12 protein-coding genes are annotated in these 21,671 nt (G+C 42.9%); 10 read left to right on the top strand and 2 right to left on the bottom strand.

Annotated features, from left to right (window positions below; translation table 11 throughout):
* Positions 1-88 precede the first annotated feature (88 nt).
* From EJP82_RS24285 to EJP82_RS24275, 3 genes are all read left to right on the top strand, one after another.
* The gene (locus EJP82_RS24285; protein WP_127194656.1) at positions 89-364 is read left to right on the top strand and encodes an HPr family phosphocarrier protein; all 276 of its coding nucleotides are present in this window, start codon (positions 89-91) and stop codon (positions 362-364) included.
* Entirely contained in the window at positions 357-2,069 is a 1,713-nt protein-coding gene (ptsP, locus tag EJP82_RS24280; RefSeq protein ID WP_127194655.1) for a phosphoenolpyruvate--protein phosphotransferase, read from the top strand. Before EJP82_RS24285 ends, ptsP begins: the two co-directional genes overlap by 8 nt.
* Before the next feature lie 196 nt (positions 2,070-2,265).
* Positions 2,266-3,804, top strand: a complete 1,539-nt coding sequence (locus EJP82_RS24275; RefSeq protein ID WP_127194654.1) for a Ppx/GppA phosphatase family protein — start codon at positions 2,266-2,268, stop codon at positions 3,802-3,804.
* Here EJP82_RS24275 and ppk1 read toward each other — a convergent pair.
* Entirely contained in the window at positions 3,767-5,857 is a 2,091-nt protein-coding gene (gene ppk1 / locus EJP82_RS24270) for a polyphosphate kinase 1 (RefSeq protein ID WP_127194653.1), read from the bottom strand. The two genes, EJP82_RS24275 and ppk1, sit on opposite strands and share 38 nt — an antisense overlap.
* 221 nt (positions 5,858-6,078) lie before the next feature.
* Between ppk1 and EJP82_RS24265 the strand changes: the two genes are divergently transcribed.
* The 7 genes from EJP82_RS24265 to hemH all read left to right on the top strand — a co-directional run bounded on the left by EJP82_RS24265 (position 6,079) and on the right by hemH (position 18,058).
* Entirely contained in the window at positions 6,079-6,702 is a 624-nt protein-coding gene (locus tag EJP82_RS24265; protein ID WP_127194652.1) for a 50S ribosomal protein L25, read from the top strand.
* Positions 6,703-6,900: 198 nt separating this feature from the next.
* Positions 6,901-7,641, top strand: a complete 741-nt coding sequence (locus EJP82_RS24260; RefSeq protein ID WP_127194651.1) for a DsbA family protein — start codon at positions 6,901-6,903, stop codon at positions 7,639-7,641.
* An 18-nt stretch (positions 7,642-7,659) separates the two neighbouring features.
* On the top strand, positions 7,660-8,097 hold the full coding sequence (locus tag EJP82_RS24255) for a disulfide oxidoreductase (RefSeq protein ID WP_127194650.1): 438 nt from the start codon (positions 7,660-7,662) through the stop codon (positions 8,095-8,097).
* Between the two features lie 3,872 nt (positions 8,098-11,969).
* Complete coding sequence (locus EJP82_RS24245) at positions 11,970-13,730, top strand: WIAG-tail domain (protein WP_127194648.1); 1,761 nt, start codon at positions 11,970-11,972, stop codon at positions 13,728-13,730.
* Between the two features lie 160 nt (positions 13,731-13,890).
* Positions 13,891-14,388: a GNAT family N-acetyltransferase gene (locus tag EJP82_RS24240; RefSeq protein WP_127194647.1), complete on the top strand. Its 498-nt coding sequence runs from the start codon at positions 13,891-13,893 to the stop codon at positions 14,386-14,388.
* A gap of 351 nt (positions 14,389-14,739) precedes the next feature.
* Complete coding sequence (locus tag EJP82_RS24235) at positions 14,740-16,956, top strand: FMN-binding protein (protein WP_127194646.1); 2,217 nt, start codon at positions 14,740-14,742, stop codon at positions 16,954-16,956.
* An 88-nt stretch (positions 16,957-17,044) separates the two neighbouring features.
* Entirely contained in the window at positions 17,045-18,058 is a 1,014-nt protein-coding gene (gene hemH / locus EJP82_RS24230; protein ID WP_127194645.1) for a ferrochelatase, read from the top strand.
* A gap of 607 nt (positions 18,059-18,665) precedes the next feature.
* Here hemH and EJP82_RS24220 read toward each other — a convergent pair.
* Entirely contained in the window at positions 18,666-21,581 is a 2,916-nt protein-coding gene (locus EJP82_RS24220) for a DEAD/DEAH box helicase (protein WP_127194644.1), read from the bottom strand.
* Between the last annotated feature and the right edge of the window lie 90 nt (positions 21,582-21,671).

Genomic DNA, 21,671 nt, shown 5'->3' with positions numbered 1-21,671 from the left:
TCGAATGAAAAATGACGATTGTCAATTTCGGTATCTACAAGATTTGAGAATCAGTCAAACAAAAATATAGAAAGTGAGTTGAATTTAAATGGAAACAAAATTCAGAATTTCAGATGAAGATGGTATACATGCACGTCCAGCTACAGCACTTGTGAACACAGCTAACAAATTTAAAGGGGCCGAATCCTTTGCAGAAGCAAATGGTAAGAAGGTGACTTTAAAATCAATCTTGGGAGTTCTATCTCTAGGTTTGGAAAAAGGTGATTACATTACACTGTCTGTCCAAGGAGAGAATGCAGCAGAGGCTCTTCAAGCACTTACGGATGTGATGGTTAAAGAAGGGTTAGGCGAAGTAGATGCTTAAAATAGACGGAATTGCTGCATCTCCAGGTGTAGCCATTGCGCCTGCTTTCATATTGGAGAATCCAGACTTCACGGTACATCACCGTGAAGTCTCGGACCCAGAAGCCGAGCTTATTCGGTTAGATGAGGCTCTAAGTAAATCACAGCAGGAGCTCGAGAATATCAAAGAACGTACGCTTCAAGAACTTGGCGAGAAGAAGGCTGAGATTTTCGAATCACATTTGCTAATCCTCAACGATCCCGATTTAATTACTACAGTACGTGATAGAATCACTACGGAGAAAGTCAGTGCCGAATATGCCATGAATGTAACTGCGCAAGAGTTTATTGCTATGTTTGAGAACATGAAGAGTGCATATCTCCGTGAACGCGCTGTAGACATGCGCGATATTACTAAACGGGTATTAATTCATCTGCTAGGGTTAACTTATGTTAATCCAATGGAGATCGATAAGGAAGTTATCGTCATTGCCGAGGACTTAACACCTTCGGATACGGCGCAACTTAATCGTAAATATGTAAAAGGTTTTGCAGCGAATGTTGGAGGTAGAACCTCACATTCAGCCATCATGGCCAGATCCCTTGAAATTCCTGCTGTTGTGGGTACAAAGGAAGTATTAGGTCAAGTGAAAAATGGCGATTTAATCATCGTTGATGGACTGGATGGCAAAGTCATTATTAATCCTACTTCAGACTTGGTGGAAGAGTATAAGGAAAAACGGGATAAACACTTGCAACAAATTGAAGAATGGAAACAACTTCGAGGAGTAGCTACTACTTCAGCCGATGGTGTGCATGTCGAACTGGCAGCTAACATTGGAACTCCAAATGATGTAACAGGTGTTGTGGAGAATGGTGGCGAAGGTGTAGGTCTGTACCGCTCGGAATTTTTATATATGGGACGTACTGAGCTGCCTTCGGAGGAAGTTCAATTTAATGCTTACAAAACCGTATTAGAAAAAATGGAAGGAAAACCTGTTGTAGTACGGACTCTTGACATTGGTGGCGATAAAGAACTACCTTATCTGGATATGCCAAAAGAAATGAATCCGTTTCTAGGTTTCCGAGCCATTCGTCTTTGCTTGGAGCGTCAGGATATTTTCCGTACACAACTGCGTGCATTACTAAGAGCGAGTGTATATGGTAACCTACGTATTATGTTCCCGATGATCGCTACGCTTGATGAATTCCGGCAAGCAAAAGCTTTACTCTTAGAAGAGAAAGCAAATCTGGAAAGCGAAGGCGTAACCATTTCTGATACGATTCAACTTGGTATCATGGTCGAAATTCCTTCAACGGCTGTATTAGCAGATCAATTTGCTAAGGAAGTTGATTTCTTCAGCATTGGAACGAATGACCTTATTCAATATACGATGGCTGCTGACCGAATGAACGAACGTGTATCCTATTTGTATCAACCGTATAATCCAGCGATTCTACGGCTTGTAAAAATGGTGATAGATGCCGCTCACAAAGAAGGACGTTGGGTGGGAATGTGCGGTGAAATGGCAGGCGATGCCACAGCTATTCCTCTTCTGCTTGGTCTAGGTCTAGATGAGTTTAGTATGAGTGCAACATCGATTCTCCCAGCTCGTTCACAAATAGCTAAACTATCCAAAGCGGATATGCAGAAGTTAGCGGCGGAAGCATTACAACTTGGGACGGCTGAGGAAGTTGTTCAATTGGTTCGTAATATTAAAGCCTAATTTTATTGGAGGTCGTCTTTACGAGACCAAATCATCTTTTACCAAGAAATATTTTGTTAACCGGCGCCTTAGGGTGCCGGTTTTTTGTGTGATAGGCCACAAATCGACGTGTTGGTGGTGTATAAAGGGTTTATTTTTTGCATTAAGTGGGATAAAGTGATGGTATTACAATCTTAGACGACAAGGGAGTCTTAATGTGGATAATAGCCGTACGACAATAGGAATTATGGATATTGGGTCCAACTCCATAAGGTTGGCCATTTACGAAGTAACATCACAAAGGGAATATCGTTTAATTAATGAGAATAAGGAATCTGCGCGCTTGAGCGAAAAAATAAAGCAAGACGGAAGGTTAGAATTAGACGGTATTCTTGAGATTGTCCCAATTCTCAGTCAATTTAATGATATTTGTAGCCAATATAAATGTCGAGAAATTCGAGTAGCGGCTACAGCGGCCATCCGTAACGCCACCAACTCGGAAGAAATCGTCGATATGTTATTTCAGTATACGGGGCTGAAAGTTGATATTTTGTCTGGAGATCAAGAGGCTTATTACGGCTTTCTTGGAGTTGTAGACGGAATTAATGTTCAGGACGGATTTATCATTGATATCGGGGGCGGAAGCACGGAAATTACACTCTTCCGTAATCGTGAATGGATCTCGAGTGTATCTTTGCCAATTGGAGCAGTAAACTCCCAAAGGAAGTACGGAGGAGATTCCGAGTCCTGGTTGGATGAGAATATTACTTCGCTACAGAACGAAATATATGACTTACTTTCAGAGCATTCATGGATTACCACTCAACCTGGGCTACCTTTGATCGGACTAGGTGGGAGCATCCGTGCACTTGGGAAATTAGATCAGCGAAGATCTAAATATCCATTGCCGATCGCACATCATTATATGTTAGAAAGAGAAAATATTGAGCATTTTGCGCAGTTACTTCCCTCTTTATCGCTAGCTAAGCGTAAACGTATGGAGGGTCTTTCTAAAGCACGAGCAGATATTATCGTCCCAGGTGTGATTATTTTACATGCAATTCTGCAATATACTGAGGCTGCTGTGTGCCTAGTAAGCGGAACAGGTCTTAGAGAAGGCTTGTTGCTTGAAACTCTTAACCTGGAGCTTCCTTCTGCATCAGAGGTCATACCTCGTCAGGTGAATTCATTGCTTGCTTTCCATTCAACGGTTCAATCCGCTCATCTTGAACATGTTCATAGATTTGCAGAAATACTGTATGACGCTATTATGGAGGATTATGACGATGAGTCACAGGTTAGGAAGCTGATTTATGTATCTTCGATGTTATACAAAATCGGAAGTGGAGTCCGCTACCACCAGTACGATAAGCATACGTTATATTGGTTGACTCATGCTCCAATTGCAGGACTAACACATCGTGAAATTGTACTATGTGCCTTTATTGCGGGCCGCTTATCCGGTAATGGAAAAGGTATTAATGTTGGAGATTATCGAAGTTTACTTGAGCCCTCGGATGCTGAATTAATTGGGAAATTAGGTTCGTTAATTGAGGTTGCTATAGCGTTGGATACTAGTGAAACACAGGTCGTAGAGGAGATCAAGGCAGAGCTTAGTGAAGAGACTATCTTGCTTAGATTGCAATGTCGCAGTCAAGCTCCTCTAGAGATTAGAGGGCTTGAAGCTGCGGCGAGGAGTTTCAAAAAAGTGTGGAAAATTAATTTAGTATGGACGATGGATAGTTCTTCCACATAGTAATATCCGATGCTGCAAACTGACTTCGGCAAGGCTGATGATCGTTAGTAATAGCTTCATACTTGCCATTCTGGATCAAACGCTTCGCTTTCACATTATCAGCTAACGACAACAATAAAATTTGAACGATTGTGTCGCGTGTATCTTCTTTGTACACGGGACACATGAGTTCGAGACGACGCGTTAAATTTCGAGTCATCCAATCTGCACTCGATATCCATACCTCAGGCTTTCCACCGTTCTCGAAATAATATATTCGAGAATGCTCTAAAAACCGGTCAATAATACTTCGTACCGTGATCAATTCGCTCATGCCTTTAACTCCAGGTCTGAGGCAGCAAACACCACGGATGATTAGTTCAATATTGACTCCAGCTTGTGATGCATCATATAATTCATCAATCATTTCCTGATTCGAGAGGGAATTCATTTTAGCGATAATCTTAGCTGGTCGACCTGCAGCGGCATGTTCGGCTTCACGGCGAATGAGTGAGAATAGTTTATCCTTCATATCGGTTGGTGCTGGTGTAACCGCCTGCCAGCGATCTGCCGAAGAATAACCAGTAATGAGGTTGAACAGTTCAGATGCGTCCTCTCCGATAGCGGTATCTGTGGTGAACAAACCAATATCTGTATACAGTCTTGCAGTAGTGTCGTTGTAATTACCTGTTCCAATATGGACGTATCGCTTCAAATCACGCCCTTCCTGACGGACAACGAGCAGAATCTTGGCATGAGTTTTTAGTCCAATCAAGCCATATACGACATGGCATCCTGCTTTCTCTAACGTCCGAGCCCACGCAATATTCCTCTCTTCGTCAAAACGGGCTTTAAGCTCTACGACTACAGTCACTTGTTTACCTGATTCGGCAGCACTAGCCAGCGCTTTAATAAGCGGTGAATTACCACTAACTCGGTATAACGTCATTTTAATTGCCATGACCATAGGGTCCTCAGCAGCCTGAAGAATGAAGTCAGTGACTGCATCAAAGCTTTCATACGGATGATAGACAAGGACATCCTTTTCTTTTAATACTTTAAAAAAGTTATCGTCTTCTTCAAATTCAATCGGATAAACCGGTTCAATTTGTGGATATCTTAGCTTGGGGTTTCCTTTGACAGCTGACGAAAGTTTGCCCAGAAAGCTTAAATCTAGCGGCCCTTCTATTTCAAAGACGGAATTCGTAACTTCGAATTCTTCCTCCAACATCTCCAGCGCATACGGGTGAATTCCCTTTTGAATCTCCAGTCGCACAGGTGCTCCCCAGCGGCGTTTGCGTAGTTCCTTCTCGATTTCTTCTAATAGATCCTCGGCTCCATCTTCATCAATGGTTAGATCGGCATTACGTGTTAGTCGGAATTCGTCTACAGCCAGTGGAGTGTATCCGCTAAATAAAGTTTGAATATGATGACGAATCACTTCTTCGATGAGAATAAAAGATTGCTTCTTGCTGTTGGTATGCTGAGGCAATGGAATGAATCGTGATAAGTTTGATGGAATTTGTACGATTGCGAAATAAGGCTCGTCCTTCTCGGGTGTAAGTACAGCTCTCTTTAATACAACTGAAAGATACACGAATCCGTTATGGACAAGCGGAAATGGACGACTCTGGTCTACAGCCATAGGGGTTAGGACTGGGAAGATAATATCATGATAGTAAACTTCCATCGACTTTCGTTGTGTAACATTAAGATCTTCATAATTCAGAAACATAATATTTTCTTTGTTGAGTTGTCTAGAGAGATCTCGAAACGTTCGATACTGCTCGGCAACTATTCCGGAGATTCGGGAATTGAGACGCTTGTACAATCCAGCGGGTGTATAACCTGTGAAGTCTTTCTTGGAATACCCAGCCCGAATTTGATCCTGAATACCTGCCAAACGAACGCTTATAAATTCATCTAGGTTACTAGATACAATCGATAAAAATTTGGCTCGTTCAAGTAGTGGTGTGCTTGGATCTTTGGCTTCTTGTAGTACACGTCTATTAAACTCAACCCAGCTTAAATCGCGATTCAAATATCGAGAACCGTTCATTTCCGTTAACGTCATTCTTTATGACCTCCGATTATCGATCAGAAATTGTATACTATTAATGATCTCTTTTATTTTACTCCTTTCTTATCATGGAAAATGGCGATTATTGTTAACGTAATGTAAAATTGATGTAAAATCAAATGAATAGTTGTTAACTCCCGTTAGGATATGCGTATATTTGGGTAAGATAATAATATGGCATTGGCCATGGTAACTTAACAAGGGGGTTCTTTCATATGGGTACAGATCATCAAACTTTGCATCTTAATGCTTCAAAGAGAACGAAGTTTACTAACGCTTCGCTTCGCGAATTAAGAGAAAACGGGCAGATTCCAGCTGTCGTGTATGGAGTAAATACCAATCTTGCGATTCATGTGGATGAAAAGGAACTTAGGAAGGTCTCACGTACAGGACGGTCCGAATTCTTCGAGTTGAAATTAGACGATGGAGGTAGCTTTCCAGCGCTAATCAAAGATATTCAGCAGCGGGGTGGAAGATGGGTGCATGTTGATTTTCTACAGGTATCCAAGAATAAGCCTATTCGTGTCAAAATCCCTTTGCATTACAACGGTACGGCAGAAGGCACTAAGGGAGATGCGATACTGCAGGTACAGTCTACGGAGCTTGAAGTGGAAGGACTGCCTGATGCACTACCAGCTGGACTGGATATTGATGTGACACCACTTGGGGTTGGGGATAAGTTGACTGCAGCTGAAGTGTCGCTTCCAGAAGGTGTGACATTAGTATCTTCAGGAGAAGAATTATTGGCTTCTGTTATTACGACGAGGGGATCAGGTGCGGATACGACCGAAGAAGCTGAAGCTCCTGAGGATTCTGCGGAAGAACCACTCCAAGAGTAAATCACAACATGTTAAGATCTTAGTGCGGATATCATAATCGAAGCATAACCAAGGCGACCGGAAGGTCGTCTTTTGTTTGGTTGTTTTGTGGATTTACTCAGTTTGCGAGACTATAGTAACTTGACTAAGGTTGTTTTTGTAACTAGAATAGTTACAGTGTAATAAGACTTATCATTTTATAAGGAAAGTAGGGGTCGTATGCCACCAAAGAAAAAGAGTGAGGTCATGGCTCAGCGAAAAGCAGAGGCAATAAAGCTAAAGCAGCAGCAAAAAAAGAGACGTCTGATCTGGTTTGGAACGGTTGGAGTTGTACTTATTCTTGTTATTGTGGCGCTTGCTATTCAATCTACAACGACCTCAAAATCAACTGCGAAAGTAGAGACATTTGATTATGCGAATCTTCCCGTGCTGGGTAATCCCGATGCACCCGTAAAAATCGTTGAATTTGGAGATTTCAAATGTCCGAGCTGTAAAACTTTTAATGAAACCATAAAACCACAGCTACAAAGTGACTATATTGATCAGGGGAAGGTAGCCTTTTATTTTATGAACCTTTCTTTCATTGGTCCGGATTCTTATACGGCAGCCCTTGCGGCCCAATCTGTATATCATCAGGATAATGATTTATTCTGGACTTATCTGGATGCGATTTTTAAGAATCAGGGTGATGAGCAGGAAGAGTGGGCCACCGCTGACTTTCTCGTAAATGTTGCGAAACAGGAGAATCTCTCTATTGATTATGATTTGTTGAAAAAAGATATTGAAGAAATGACTTATAAGAGTGAAGTAGATGCGCATAACGCTAAAGCAGATGAGCTTAAGCTTGGGGGAACACCAACATTATTCATCAATGGTAAAGAATATACTAGCGAGAACTATGGAGATTACGATGCCATGAAGCAAGCTATTGATCTTGCTGCACAAGAGCAATCTAAGTAATCGAAGGGATGGGGACCCATGCGATCATTCTTCAAGGACTATGGAATTTATCTCGCTTGGCTGGTTTCGTTAGTTGCTACCGCAGGGAGTTTGTATTTAAGCGAAATATTACATTATGAACCGTGTAAGTTGTGCTGGTTCCAACGGATCTTTATGTATCCTCAGGTGTTTCTACTTGGTATGGCGGCCTTCCGTAATGACCGTGTAATCATCAGGTATGTCCTTCCACTTAGCTTCATTGGAGGAACTATTTCTCTATATCATTACGCTGAACAAAAACTTCCTGCATTAGCTAAATTGACCCCATGCAGGACAGGTGTTCCATGTAACATTGATTATCTTAACTGGTGGGGATTCGTTACAATACCCTTCCTTGCGTTAGTTGCGTTCATCATGATTATTGCGTTGTTGTTAGCAGCTAACAAAAGAGTATCTGATGTTATAGATGAAGCATGATAGTTCCATAAACTTTATTTGGTGTTGAGCCCTAAATCGAGCAAGGAATCTTCTATTTAGAAGGTTCCTTTTTTTTGTTACATCAAAAAGTTATTTTTCTTCCTAATGTATAGGTGAAGACAATTGAATGATTGTGACAAGTGCCTAATTCTCCGCATATGATGCCGAAGACGAACAACTTTTGGTAAAGGAGAGAGCAGCCCTGAAGAAAATTAGAACTCCCAAATCTGGCAGAGCAAGAAAGCAGCTCTACTACGTGGATAATCCGGAAATCAATGAATTGAAGATGCTGGAGGATGGTAAGAAGGTTACTTTGGAAGAACAGGAAGAACTTAACCTTCATTCTCTTCATCTCTTGTCGGCACCAGGGGAAGTATTGGCGGAGAAATTAACCGAGGAGATCCAGTTAGATGAATCACGCAAAGCTATGCTGGAGATCAGTTTGGAAGAAAAGAAAGTGTCCCGTATTGATGAAGGTATTATATACACAGATGATTTGACGGATGAGGTTGTAACCGGAGAGAAAATTGCTCCTTACACGATTGATTCGACAAAATTAAAGTATGGGACGATTGGTACCGCATGGTTGGCTGATTTTGCAGTGCAAAGTATTAAAATTGCAGAAGGATCTATAACATCTTCCAAAATCGCCCCTAATTCCATTGTGGGGAATCACTTGGTTGATGGCTCCATCGAAGGGAGAACGATCAGAAGTCGATCAATCAGTGGAGATAAGTTGGAGGATGGAAGTGTAACCTCTAGTAAGTTGGCAGATGGGATTATTCAAGGAGATAAAATTGCGAGTAGTTCGATCGAAAGTCGCCACCTCAAGGAATGGATTGTTACGACTGATCTACTGCAAGACCAGTCGGTCACTGCTGATAAAATCCGAAGTGGGAGTATCCAGTCGTTTAATTTGGCAAATGGCGCCGTGGACAGCTCCAAATTGAGCGATCAATCGGTAACGGCAGCTAAACTCCGTGATGGGTCGATTACCGGTGCCAAACTACAAGAAGGAACGATTGAGAGTCGCCATCTTGCGGAGAATGCTATTTCAGCCAGAAACCTGGCTCCAGGTCTGATTGGTAAAGAGCAACTTGCCATTCCTAGCGTGGGTACAGATCAATTAGAAGAAGGAATTATTGCTTCCTACCATATTCGTGATCAAGCAATTGAAGCTCGGCATATTACTCCCGGTTCGATTGAGAATATTCATTTTAAACCGGGAAGCATTGGTCAGGATCAAATAGCTACTGGTGAAATTAAGGGGCGTCATATCGCCGACCGTAGTATCCCCTCCACAAAGTTGGCTGATCAGGCAGTGGGAACAGCGCAAATCATTGAACAAGCGGTTACTTCTTCTAAGATTGCCGATCAGAGTATTCTACCTCATAAGATTGCGGATGAAGCAGTTCATACTCGTCATCTGGGTAGATCAGCCGTACAAGGAGCTCAATTAGCTCCGTTAAGTATTACTTCGTTTCATTTATCCAATGGCGCTGTTCAAGGCGATCATATTGAAGCTGAAGCGATTCAAGAGTGGCATATTGGACCCCAAAGCGTCAGGGGCGACAAGATAGAAGACGGAGCAGTCGATGAAGTTCATCTAGCGGATGCTGCTGTAGCGTCAAAGCACTTGAAAAAGGGTATCGTAACGACTGAAAAGTTGGCAGAGGGTAGCGTAACAAGAAGTAAAATTGCAAATGGAGCCGTCACGGGCGAGGCTGTAGGTGCAGAACAGATAGCTTCTCAGCATATTCTGCCTCATGCAATTAACGAGTGGCATCTGGCCAATAATTGTGTCGGACAGAGTGCTTTGCAAGCAGGAGTTGTTAGAGAAGAACATTTGGGTGAAGGGGTTGTATTCTCACCTCATTTACAGGACCATGCTGTAACGTCTTTGAAATTGTCACCAGAGAGTGTAACTAGCGATAAAATCAACGATCTGGCAGTTACAAGTTCTAAGTTGGCCGAAGGTAGTATTACATCTTCTAAAATATTGCCTCGCGCTATCCAGTCTGAGCATTTGACTATAGGAGCTGTTAAATCAGAAGGCTTAGCGGCTGGAGTCGTATTGTCAGAACATCTAGCTATAGATAGTGTCACCTCCGTAAATGTGCGTTCAAATACGTTAGAAGAGCGACATTATGGCGCTCAGTCCGTATCAGAAAGAGCATTACAAAATGAGTCCATTACTCGTGAAAAGTTGGCGGAGGGTACTGTACATTCTTACCATTTGGTCAAAGGTTGTGTAGATGGCAGCCATATCGGTGAAGAGGTAGTAGGAACCCGGCATATTGGAAACCAAGTGGTTAAGTTTACCCATTTATCAACCGAATTACAGCAAGGTGGTTTGTTACCACAGGACGGTGTGAATGGAGAAGACATTATACCTCAGACTATCTCCCGTGTTCAGCTACAGGCTGATGCCGTTGATGCAGATGTGCTGCAGGAAGATTCAGTGGGATCAACTCACCTTAAGTCCCTATCGATACAAAGCCAGCATTTGAGTGAGGGTGCTGTACAAAGTCAGCATTTAACAGCAGACTCTGTGGGATCACATCATTTGGTAGAGGGTAGTGTAGAAGGACTTCATATTGGGGAAGCCGTAATAGAAAGTCGTCACATTGGGGATCAAACTGTTAAGTTTACGCATCTGTCAGCGGAATTACAACAAGGTGGTTTGCTACCACAGGATGGTGTGGATGGAGAAGATATTAAACCACAGTCGATCTCCCGTGTTCAGTTGCAGGCCGATTCTGTGGATGAAGAGGTTTTGCAGGAAGATTCGGTAGGGCCTAACCATCTTAAGCTGACGTCTGTGCAAAGCCAGCACTTGAGCGAGGGTGCCGTGCAAAGTGGGCACCTGGGTGAGGGAATTGTTGGATCACAGCACCTCGCAGGAGGCAGTATTAAAGGCCAACATATCGGTGAAGCAGAAGTAGGAACCCGCCATATCGGTAAACAAGTCATTAGGTTTACGCACTTGTCAGCAGAGCTCCAGCAGGGTGGTTTGTTGCCACTAGATGGGGTAGATGGAGAAGATATCAAACCCGAGACCATCTCCCGTGTTCAGTTGCAGGCGGATGCCGTAGATGAGGATGTGCTACGGGAAGACTCCGTAGGATCTGCTCACCTTAAGCCGTTGTCTGTACAGAACCAGCATTTGGGTGAGCAGGCAGTGCATAGCCAAAACTTGGCGGAGCGATCCGTGGGAGCACAACATATTGCAGGAAACAGTATAGAAGGTCATCATATTGGGGACGAGGTTGTGGAATCTCGCCATATTGGTAATCATGCCATTATATTTACACACTTCTCGGCTGAACTCCAGCAAAGCGGATTTCTACCACAGGGGGGTGTAAATGGGGATGATATTAAACCTCAATCCATCTCCCGTATTCAGTTGCAGGCAGCTGCCGTAGACGAAGAGGTTCTGCGTGAAGATTCAGTAGGATCCACTCACCTTAAGCCTTTGTCTGTGCAGAGTCAGCATGTGGGTGAGGCGGTTATACAAAGTCAGCATTTGGCAGAAGGAACAGTTGGATCTCAGCACTTGGCAGTGGGCAGTGTAGAAGGTCATCATATTCGTGCAGCAGAAGTAGGAACAAGGCATATTGAGAAACAAGCCATTAGGTTTACACACTTATCAGCGGAAATACAGCAAGGTGGTTTGTTGCCACTGGATGGTGTGAAAGGAGAAGACATCAAACCTGAGTCTATCACCCGTGTTCATTTGCAGGCAGATTCTGTAGACGAAGATGTGTTGCAGGAAGATTCAGTAGGATCGGCCCATCTGAAGTCGCTGTCGGTACAAAGCCAACATTTGAATGAGGGTGTAGTGCAAAGTCAGCATTTAACTGCGGGANGTGTTGCAGGAAGATTCAGTAGGATCGGCCCATCTGAAGTCGCTGTCGGTACAAAGCCAACATTTGAATGAGGGTGTAGTGCAAAGTCAGCATTTAACTGCGGGATCTGTGGGATCGAATCACTTGGCGGCGGGCTGTGTTGAAGCTAACCATCTTGGTGATTCTGTGATAGAAACCCGCCATGTTGGAGCTGGGGCCATTACAGTTACGCAGTTATCGTCGGAAATACAGCAAGGTGGTTTGTTGCCACTGGATGGTGTGGATGGAGAAAACATCAAACCTGAGTCAATAACTCGAGTTCATTTGCAGGCAGATGCCGTAGACGAAGATGTGCTGCAGGAAGATTCAGTGGGAACGGAGCATCTGAAGTGGCTGTCGGTACAAAGCCAGCATTTGGCTCAGGGAGCTGTTCAAAGTCAGCATTTAACAGTAGGGTCTGTGGGATCGAATCACTTGGCGGCGGGCTGTGTTGAAGCTAACCATCTTGGTGATTCTGTGATAGAAACCCGCCATATTGGAGCTGGGGCCATTACAGTTAGGCAATTATCGTCGGAACTCCAGCAGGGTGGTTTATTACCACAAGCAGGTGTAGATGGAGAAGACATCAAACCTGAGTCCATCACTCGAATTCATTTACAGGCGGACGCCGTAGATGAAAATGTGCTGCAGGAAGATTCAGTGGGATCGACTCATATTAAGCCCCTATCGGTACAAAGCCAACATTTGGCTCAGGGAGCTGTACAAAGTCAGCATTTAACAGCAGGATCTGTGGGATCGAATCACTTGGCGGCGGGTAGTATCGATGGCAATCATCTTGGTGATACCGTGATAGAAACCCGTCATATCGGCTCTGGGGTCATTACAGTTACACAATTATCGTCGGAACTCCAGCAGGGTGGTTTATTACCACAAGCAGGTGTGGACGGAGAAGACATCAAACCTGAGTCCATCTCTCGAATTCATTTACAGGCGGATGCCGTAGACGAAGATGTGCTGCAGGAAGATTCAGTGGGATCGACTCACATTAAGCCTCTATCAGTACAAAGCCAACATTTGGCTGAGGGAGCAGTGCAAAGTCAGCATTTAACACTAGGGTCTGTGGGATCAGATCACTTAGCGGCGGGTAGTATCGATGGCAATCATCTTGGTGACACCGTGATAGAAACCCGTCATATCGGCTCTGGGGTCATTACAGTAACGCAATTGTCAGCAGAGTTACAGCGAGGTGGTTTATTACCACAAGCAGGTGTGAACGGAAAAGACATCAATCCAGAGTCCATCTCTCGAATTCATTTGCAGGCGGATGCCGTAGACGAAAATGTGCTTCAGAAAGAATCAGTAGGATCGACCCATCTGAAGCCACTCACGATACAAAGCCAACATTTGAGTGAGGGAACTGTACAAAATCAACATTTGGCAGAGGGATCGGTGAGTTCCCGTCACTTGGAACTAGGATCGGTTGGGCTAGATCATTTGGCATTGAATCCAATTCAAGGGGTACCAGGAGAGCGAGCTTTACAGCAATTTGGAATGGCAGCATTCCTCCTGCAACGTCATGAGGATTTCACAGAGATCACGGTACAGTTCGATGAGCCATTTCCTAATTCTCATTATGTCATTGTGGCGATGTCAAATCATCCTGCGTACTATGTCACATTAAAGGAACAATTCCCTGATTCGGCTGTTCTGGAGATATCCAGATTGAAGGAAAGCGATAGAAATTACGGATTTATTACGTGGATTAGCATTGGCAATATAAATTGAATTTTGACAAACAACCTTCAAAAGTCACGGATCAGCATGTGGCTTTTGAGGTTGTTTGTGTTTTGTAATCTGATTAAGAAAAAAAGACGTTCCCTTTAAAAAATGAATCGTTATAATGAAGGGATTACAGTGACAACTTTTCAATTGGAGGAATGATAGAATGGGAGATCAGGGTAACATCGTGTTTATCCCGCTTACAAAAGAGGATATTGCACCTTTAACATCAATTATGACTAGGGCATTTGATGAGGATGCTAGAATCCACTTGGGTGAAGGACATAGAGACGGTCCGCCTGGATATGATAATGGCGAACTTTTGATGAAATATGGGATACTCGCGGATAGTGATGCTTTCACAATATGGATGGATGGGCAGTTGATTGGATCAGTTATCGTGTTTATTGAACAGGATGGTGGTTATTATTTGGGCAATATTTGTCTTGATCCTTTGGTTCAAAATAAGGGGATTGGGACGAAGATATGGGCAATGATAGAGTCCAAGTATCCTGATGCACGGGTATGGAGAACAGATACGCCTGGCTCTTCTAAGAGAAATCATCACTTCTATATAGACAAATGTGGTTTTAAGCTAATTGACATTCTAAATCCCGGAGATTTGGATCAAGAAACTTACAGATTAGAAAAAAGGATGATGTAGTCGCGGGATCTTTTTACATGGATTTAATAAATGTGCAAAAAGCTAGTTAAGCATTAAGTTTATCGATTTCTTTGTAAATAATACATAAAAATTGGAACATGTGATTTTGTATACAGAAAATAGTGCTACGGATTGAATATGATGGATCCAAATCACTTACATACATATATTTTTTTGCGCATTTTCAAAAGTGATTTATTTCACCTATTATGTGAAAGAATTCACGATTGTGCACGGTGATGGGTCAAGGAGGGATGAAAACTACTTATTGAGTTCGGTTGTAGAGGCAACATAGGAACCGTAACTAGCATTTTTGAAGAACTCATATGAACAAAGGGAGAGGGTTATTAAGTGAAAAGACTAATTTCATTAACTTTATGTGCTACATTCGTGCTTTCATCCATTCTTCTTGCAGCGGATGTCTCAGACTCGAAATTTTCGACGATTGATGTAGTATCTGCCGCTTCGGAAGCGGTTAAGGAAGAGGTAAAGGCACCAACCAAAACAACAACACCAACTAAGACGACAACACCAACCAAAACAACAACACCAACCAAAACAACAACACCAACCAAGACAACAACACCAACCCAAACAACAACTAAAGAAACTACAAAATCAACAACCCCAACGACAGAAGTAACAAAGGAAGCAACAGAAGTAGCTCCGGCTACAGTGACTGAAGCTACTTATGCAGATGGAGTATATGTGACTTACGGAACTGCATACTCCAAAGGAACTGAGGGTGCAAAGGTTACAATTAAGGATGGCAAGATAGCCGCAATTGAGCTGATGAGAACAAGTCCTAAGTTGATTGATCGGGACGCTCGGTTCAACTATAGCAGTCTATGGCAAGCATATGAAATAATGGAGTCAAGATTTGTTGGAACTACGAGAGCGGAAGCTGCTCAGGTAGATGTTGTATCTGGAGCAACTCGCTCAAGTGAAGGCTGGAAGTTGTCTGTGGATAGAGCTTTCTCTAGAGCTCTTGTGGAGAAACCAGCAGATCAGGTGTATTTTGAAGGCGAGCATATGGGTGTTGACCCTGCAGGTAAATTTATGGTCTTTGTTAACTATGACAAAACCAAACGTTTAGGTGTAAAGGTATACCCACTGAATGACAAAGGTGAAGCCATTGCCGAAGCGAGTATGAGTGCAGAGCAAGCGAAGATGGTGTATACCCTTGCAGGTGAGTTGCTCTACAGAGGAACTAATGCTGTAGCTCTGAATGGTTATGAAGCTGAGACAAAAGCAGCTGTTAATGCATTCCGTGATGCAGAGTTAAATGCGAAAGTGAATAATACTGTAGAGTATGTTGATGGTGTTTATTCTGCTTACGGATCTGCTAGAGATAAAGGTGTAGAAAGAGCAGATGTCGTCATCAGAAACGGTAAATTAGTTGATGTTAAGCTCTACAGATTAGGTGCCAACTTAATCGATAGAGGCGCATCCGCTTATGCTGATGTAGTGAAAGGCAATGCACCTATGGTTGAAAAGTTGCTTGCTAATGGATCTTATATTGCTAACTTTGATGAAAGTGTTGATGCGATATCGGGAGCTACTGAGAGCAGTCATAGTTGGAATCTGGCAGTAGAAAGAGCTTTTGAGAAAGCTCTAAAAGTCCCTAATGGTAACAAGTATTTTGATGGTAATGCTGCAGGTGTAGACAACAGATCGAGAGTACTTGTCTTGGTTGATATTAGTGCTGATAAGGTTACAAAAACAGTTATTTATCTCTTCGGGGAAGATGGCAAGATCATTAAGGATGAAAACTTGACTGAGGGACAAAAAGCCGCAGTTGCTAAGCTTAGTGAAGGTTTGACTAAAGATGGTGCGAAGACAGAAATAGTTATGGGGCAGGAAGTAGTGTCGATGGCTGCAAAAGCTGCATTCGCTGACGCTTTGCTGAATGCATCTACTAAGCAAAGTAACTATAAGGATGGTCTTTTCACAGCATACGGAAATGCAACTAACAACGGCTCTAACAAAGTCGACCTTACTATACGTAATGGTGTGATTGTTGATATTAACCTTTTCCGCGTGGGTGCTAACTTGGTTGATAGAGGAGAAACAGCTTACGCTGATGTTGTAACAGCTATTCCTCAATTAAAGAAAGATTTCCTTGCTGCCGCAACTAGACAACAAGCACAAACCGTTGATGCGATTTCAGGCGCTACAAGCAGTAGTAATGAATTTAAATTAGCGATTGACCGTGCTTATAAGAAGGCTGAGATTTCTGAGCCATACAAAGCAGCCTATCTGAATGGGATTTATGCGGGTGTGAATGCAGATAAATCAGTAAACGTCGTAGTAACAGTTGATAAGAACGTACCTATTAGTATGGTCGTTAACTATCTAGATAAGGCAGGCAAGATTAAGACGGAAGATAAATTATCAGCTGATGAGAAGGCAGTGAAAGCTGAAATCGAAACTCCGATGACTGAAAAAGATACCATGCATAAATACGGTTATCGTCCGGCAGCATTTGGTGATACAGATGCGGTTAAGGCGGTTTCTGGTAAGGTAATTGAAGCAGTAAAAGCAGCACTTGAAGAAGCTGGAAGATAATAGGTATAATAGAATAAGGATTTATTAATACAGTAGAACCCCTTCAGAGTTAAATTCTGAGGGGGTTCTGAACGTTTAGGAGGTCAACATGAAGCAAGACAAGATTGGGGTTTTATTAGCTCAGATTGGTACTCCAAGTGCACCTACAGCAAAGGCAGTTCGTCCTTATTTAAAAAAGTTTCTATCGGATCGCCGTATTGTTGATTATCATCCTCTTCTGTGGCAGCCGCTGCTGCAAGGTATAATTCTTACCGTTCGTCCTAAACGTTCAGCTAAGCTGTACGAAGAAATTTGGACAGAGCAAGGGTCACCGCTGCGAATTCATTTGAACAGTCAGCAAGCAGGAATACAAGAGCGGTTAGGAGATGGATTTCGGGTAGAAGTAGGAATGGCATACAGTGAGCCAAGCATCGAGCAAGCGATGAGAGCTCTTGAAGATGATGGCATTTCGCGAGTTATTGTGCTGCCGCTGTTTCCGCAGTATTCTTCTACAACAACAGCCTCAGTATATGATGAAGTCTGCTTTGCTGCTTTGGGACGTCGTCATGCTTCCGGTTCGACAGCTAAACGGTTTGTGCCAACATTACGTTTCGTGGATGCTTACTACAATCATCCTGGTTATATTGCTGCAATGAAGCGACATTTGGATCAGCAATTACAGTTATTACAAACTCCACCTGATAAGTTTATTCTTACCTTCCATGGTATCCCACAGCGGTATGCTGATACAGGTGATCCTTACCGTGAACATTGTTTAGAGAGTTCAAATCTACTCGCAGAGGCGATGGGATGGGATCGTAAACAGTGGGAGATCGTCTTCCAGTCCAGGTTTGGAAGAGAGCCGTGGATTGAACCAGCTACATTTGATGTACTAGCTGATCTAGCAAGGCAGGGCGTGAAACGTCCGTTCTTATTTGCGCCTGGGTTTGCGGCCGATTGTCTGGAAACGCTCCATGAGCTTGGAATTGAAGGCCGTGAGTTGTTTGAAAAAGCAGGCGGCTCAGGGGATAGTTACACCATGGCGCCTTGTCTAAATGATCATGACTCCTGGCTGGATTTCCTAACTGCATATGTATTAAATAATGCCCAAGGCTGGGTTTAATCCATTGCTATTTCAGAATCGAGAGGTCGTTACTACTCTTGATCCTCATTTCTGGAAGTGAACTGAGTGACATGCGCTAGCAAAAAGTTCGCTGTGAACAGAACAATCAAACGATTTGTACGAAATTGTACGATATTTGATTCCAGGGTAGCATGCAAGAGCTTTAATGAGAACATACAACTACGGACACTGGTTCCGCTATTCATGCTTTTTATGGCCACTTTTGGATGTTCGCGGACCTGAGATCCGTTATTATTCCTTGCAAGGATCATTTTTGAGGTATTTGATGCAAATAACGAACCTGAGGTCCGCAAGTACCCCGGAATAGGCATAATTTCAGCAAATAGAGGATCCTATGTCCGCAACCGATCACAACTGCAGTCAGAAACCTTAAAACAGAAACCAAACACCAAACACGATACACGAAACAAGAAACAAGAAACAAGAAACAAGAAACAAGAAACAAGAAACAAGAAATACGAAATAAGTAATCGTAACCAATAACCGTAATCGTAATTGTAATCGCAAGCAGTAGCCATAAACATAACAGTAACCAAAACCAAAGAAGGACCTGACTATCGGTCAGGTCCTTCTTAATATACTAATATCAAATCATCAGAATTTCGCGGATGTCTTCCTCTGTTAGTGTGGATAAGGCCTCATGACCTGGTTGAATGATTTCATCAATGAGGTCTTTTTTTCGCTGTTGCAGCTCGTACATTTTCTCCTCAACCGTATCTTGAGTGATAAGGCGGATGACTTGAACTACATTTCTTTGCCCGATTCGATGGGCACGATCGGCTGCTTGCTGCTCTACAGCAGGATTCCACCATAGGTCATAGAGGATTACAGTATCCGCTCCGGTTAGGTTTAATCCGGTACCCCCAGCTTTTAACGAAGCGAGGAACAGCTCCCGCTCACCTCCATTGAACCTGTTGCATAACTCTACACGTTCAGAGGCAGGAGTGCTGCCATCTAGATAGAACAAGGGTACACCTTGGTCTCCTAACTCTTTACGGATAATACCAAGCATCTGGGTGAATTGAGAGAATATGAGCACTCTCTTGCCAGCACTTCGACATTCCTCAATGATTTCCATAAGTTGTTCAAATTTAGCTGAACTTCCAGTGTACTCATCCACGAATAAAGCTGGATGGCAACAAAGCTGGCGAAGTCTAGTCAAACCAGCAAGGATCTTGATACGATTCTGCTGAAAATTCTGTTGATCCAAATGTTTTAATGTTTCCTGTTGTAGCTTGGCCAAGTAGGCGATATATAACTTTTTCTGTTCCGGCAGTAGTTCTGAGGCTTGTAGTGTTTCGATCTTCTCAGGTAGCTCTTTGAGTACGTCGGTCTTTAAGCGGCGTAGTAGAAATGGTGCGATTCGTCTAGCAATGATATCTTGCGATAGATCGTTGAAGGCCTTTCTACCAGGGAATAACTCCGGAAAAACAGCGTCAAAAATCGACCATAATTCCTCTAATTTATTCTCTATAGGAGTCCCGGTAAGTGCAAATCGATAACGCGATTGGATCACTTTTACTGCTTGTGCAGTCTGAGTTGTATAGTTCTTGAAAGCTTGTGCTTCATCTAAAATAAGCGTATGGAAATTTTGACTAGCGTACAATTTCATATCTCTGCGCAATAGTGGGTAGGAAGCAATGACGACATCTACCCCGGAGATACTTCGGAGGGTCATTTCTCGTTCACTACGGCTACCATCGGCAATTACAGCTACAATTTCTGGGGCAAATTTCTTCAACTCGTTGTTCCAGTTATACATAAGCGAGGAAGGGCAGAGTATTAACGCTGGTAACCCCAGCTGTCTAATCTCAGGGAGTACAGAGACAAGGAATGCAATGCTCTGCAATGTCTTGCCAAGACCCATATCATCTGCCAGAATACCACCAAAACGATAATTGGCAAGTGTCTTTAACCACTGGAATCCATATTTCTGATAGTCCCGCAGTACATGTTCAAGGGAGCTCGGAACCGGAAAATCCATATTGTCAGGAAATCTCATATTTTCAAGCAGTTGGCGGAACGACTTGCTTAACTTTACAGCATTTCGTTTATCGTGAGAGTCGATCAGGTGAAGCCCACGAATAACAGGAAGACGGATTTCGGGTCCTGTCAAATCGCGTTTATGAACGCCCATTTCGTTCATTAAAGAGATTATCTCTTGGAACTCTGCACTTTCCAGTGGCAACAACGCTCCATTTGGAAGGCGATGGTACTTGAGTTTATCCTGAAGAGATTTGAGTAAATTACGAATTTCCGTTTCTGATATGCCATCCATCTCAAATCGGAGTTCTAGCCAATCGGTTCGTTCATCCACATCAACCGTCACTTTGGGCGGGGTCAGACCCGTGTGTAGTTTTGCCTTTACAGCTGATGTAGCGTATATAGTTAACAACTTCTCTAGTTGAGGAACGATGTGGTACAGAAAGTCATATTCTCCGTCCTCGTCATTCATGAAATAGCCACTCTCTGTACGTGCAAAAGAGCTTAGCTCCATAAGCTCGAGAATTCGTCTTTCCTGTTCTCCATCTCTCATGAGGATTATATTAGTTCCTCGTCTTGTGGAGTGTTCTTCAAGTGGATTGATGATCATATCTCCATATTGAAATTCCAATCCGGCAAGTAGACGGTCCCTTACACGGTCCAAATAAAGTTTGGCCTTTAGGGGAGTTTGCACAATGCGATCGGATATGGCAGCTGAAATATGGACACTTCCTAGTTTCATTAGACCTGGTATGACTTTCTCCATAAAAGGTTCCATTTGTTCCGGTTCGATTTCAACTTGATGTCTATGAGAGGAATTCAGTAGTTGTTTCAGCTCAGATAGACGTTTGCATTGATGCTCTGGCAGCTTTATCAACTTTCCTTCTGCAAGAACTAATCCATAGGATTCCATGACAATCATTTGTTCTAAGCCTTGGACTTCCAATTGGTAACCTGTATCCTGGGCTTGATCAAATTCGAATTGAAGTGGGAGCCGTTCATCGGATAGTGCGATTCGATCAAATGAAAGCTCATCTTGTATAAGTTTGGTCATGGGAGCTGCGCTAAGCAAGAGAACAAGCGGTTCCCAAAGATGAGGAGGGATCAGAAGCATCTGATCTCCACATATATTGTTGCTAATCCCAGAATAAGTACTGAATGTTTCACGGTACATGACTTCTTGATGATAAACATTAATTAATTGCTTAATAACCTTATCATTCTCTTGTTGAAAACCGTGCAGTTCAGGGACATAAGTGAAATTTTTGGTAAATGTATAGGGTTCACCGCGTTCTAGTTGGTTGAGAAATTCTCTTATTCTCTGTACAACATACATCCGTTTAGTACCGACCTTCATCTCAATGCCAAACATATATTTATGATATCCGTAAGGAAAAGGATGGCAGGTAAACTCTACATGAAGTTGCTCCCTTGAATCGAAAAGAGGCCGGGAACCGCTTGGACGTGGCTTTATATCGTCGAACAATTTAATAACCCCTTGGGTTAACGGTGGTCTCATAGTATGAATCCTCACTTTCAAGCCTTATCCCTACATAGTAAAGGAATAAGAGTATAAATAAAAGTAGAAGACACAGGCAACCCCGGCACC

Source organism: Paenibacillus anaericanus (genome assembly GCF_003994475.1).
In the GTDB taxonomy this organism is placed as follows: domain Bacteria; phylum Bacillota; class Bacilli; order Paenibacillales; family Paenibacillaceae; genus Fontibacillus; species Fontibacillus anaericanus.
The sequence above is the reverse complement of the archived record's forward strand: the minus strand, read 5'-3'. Positions and strand labels throughout refer to the sequence as shown.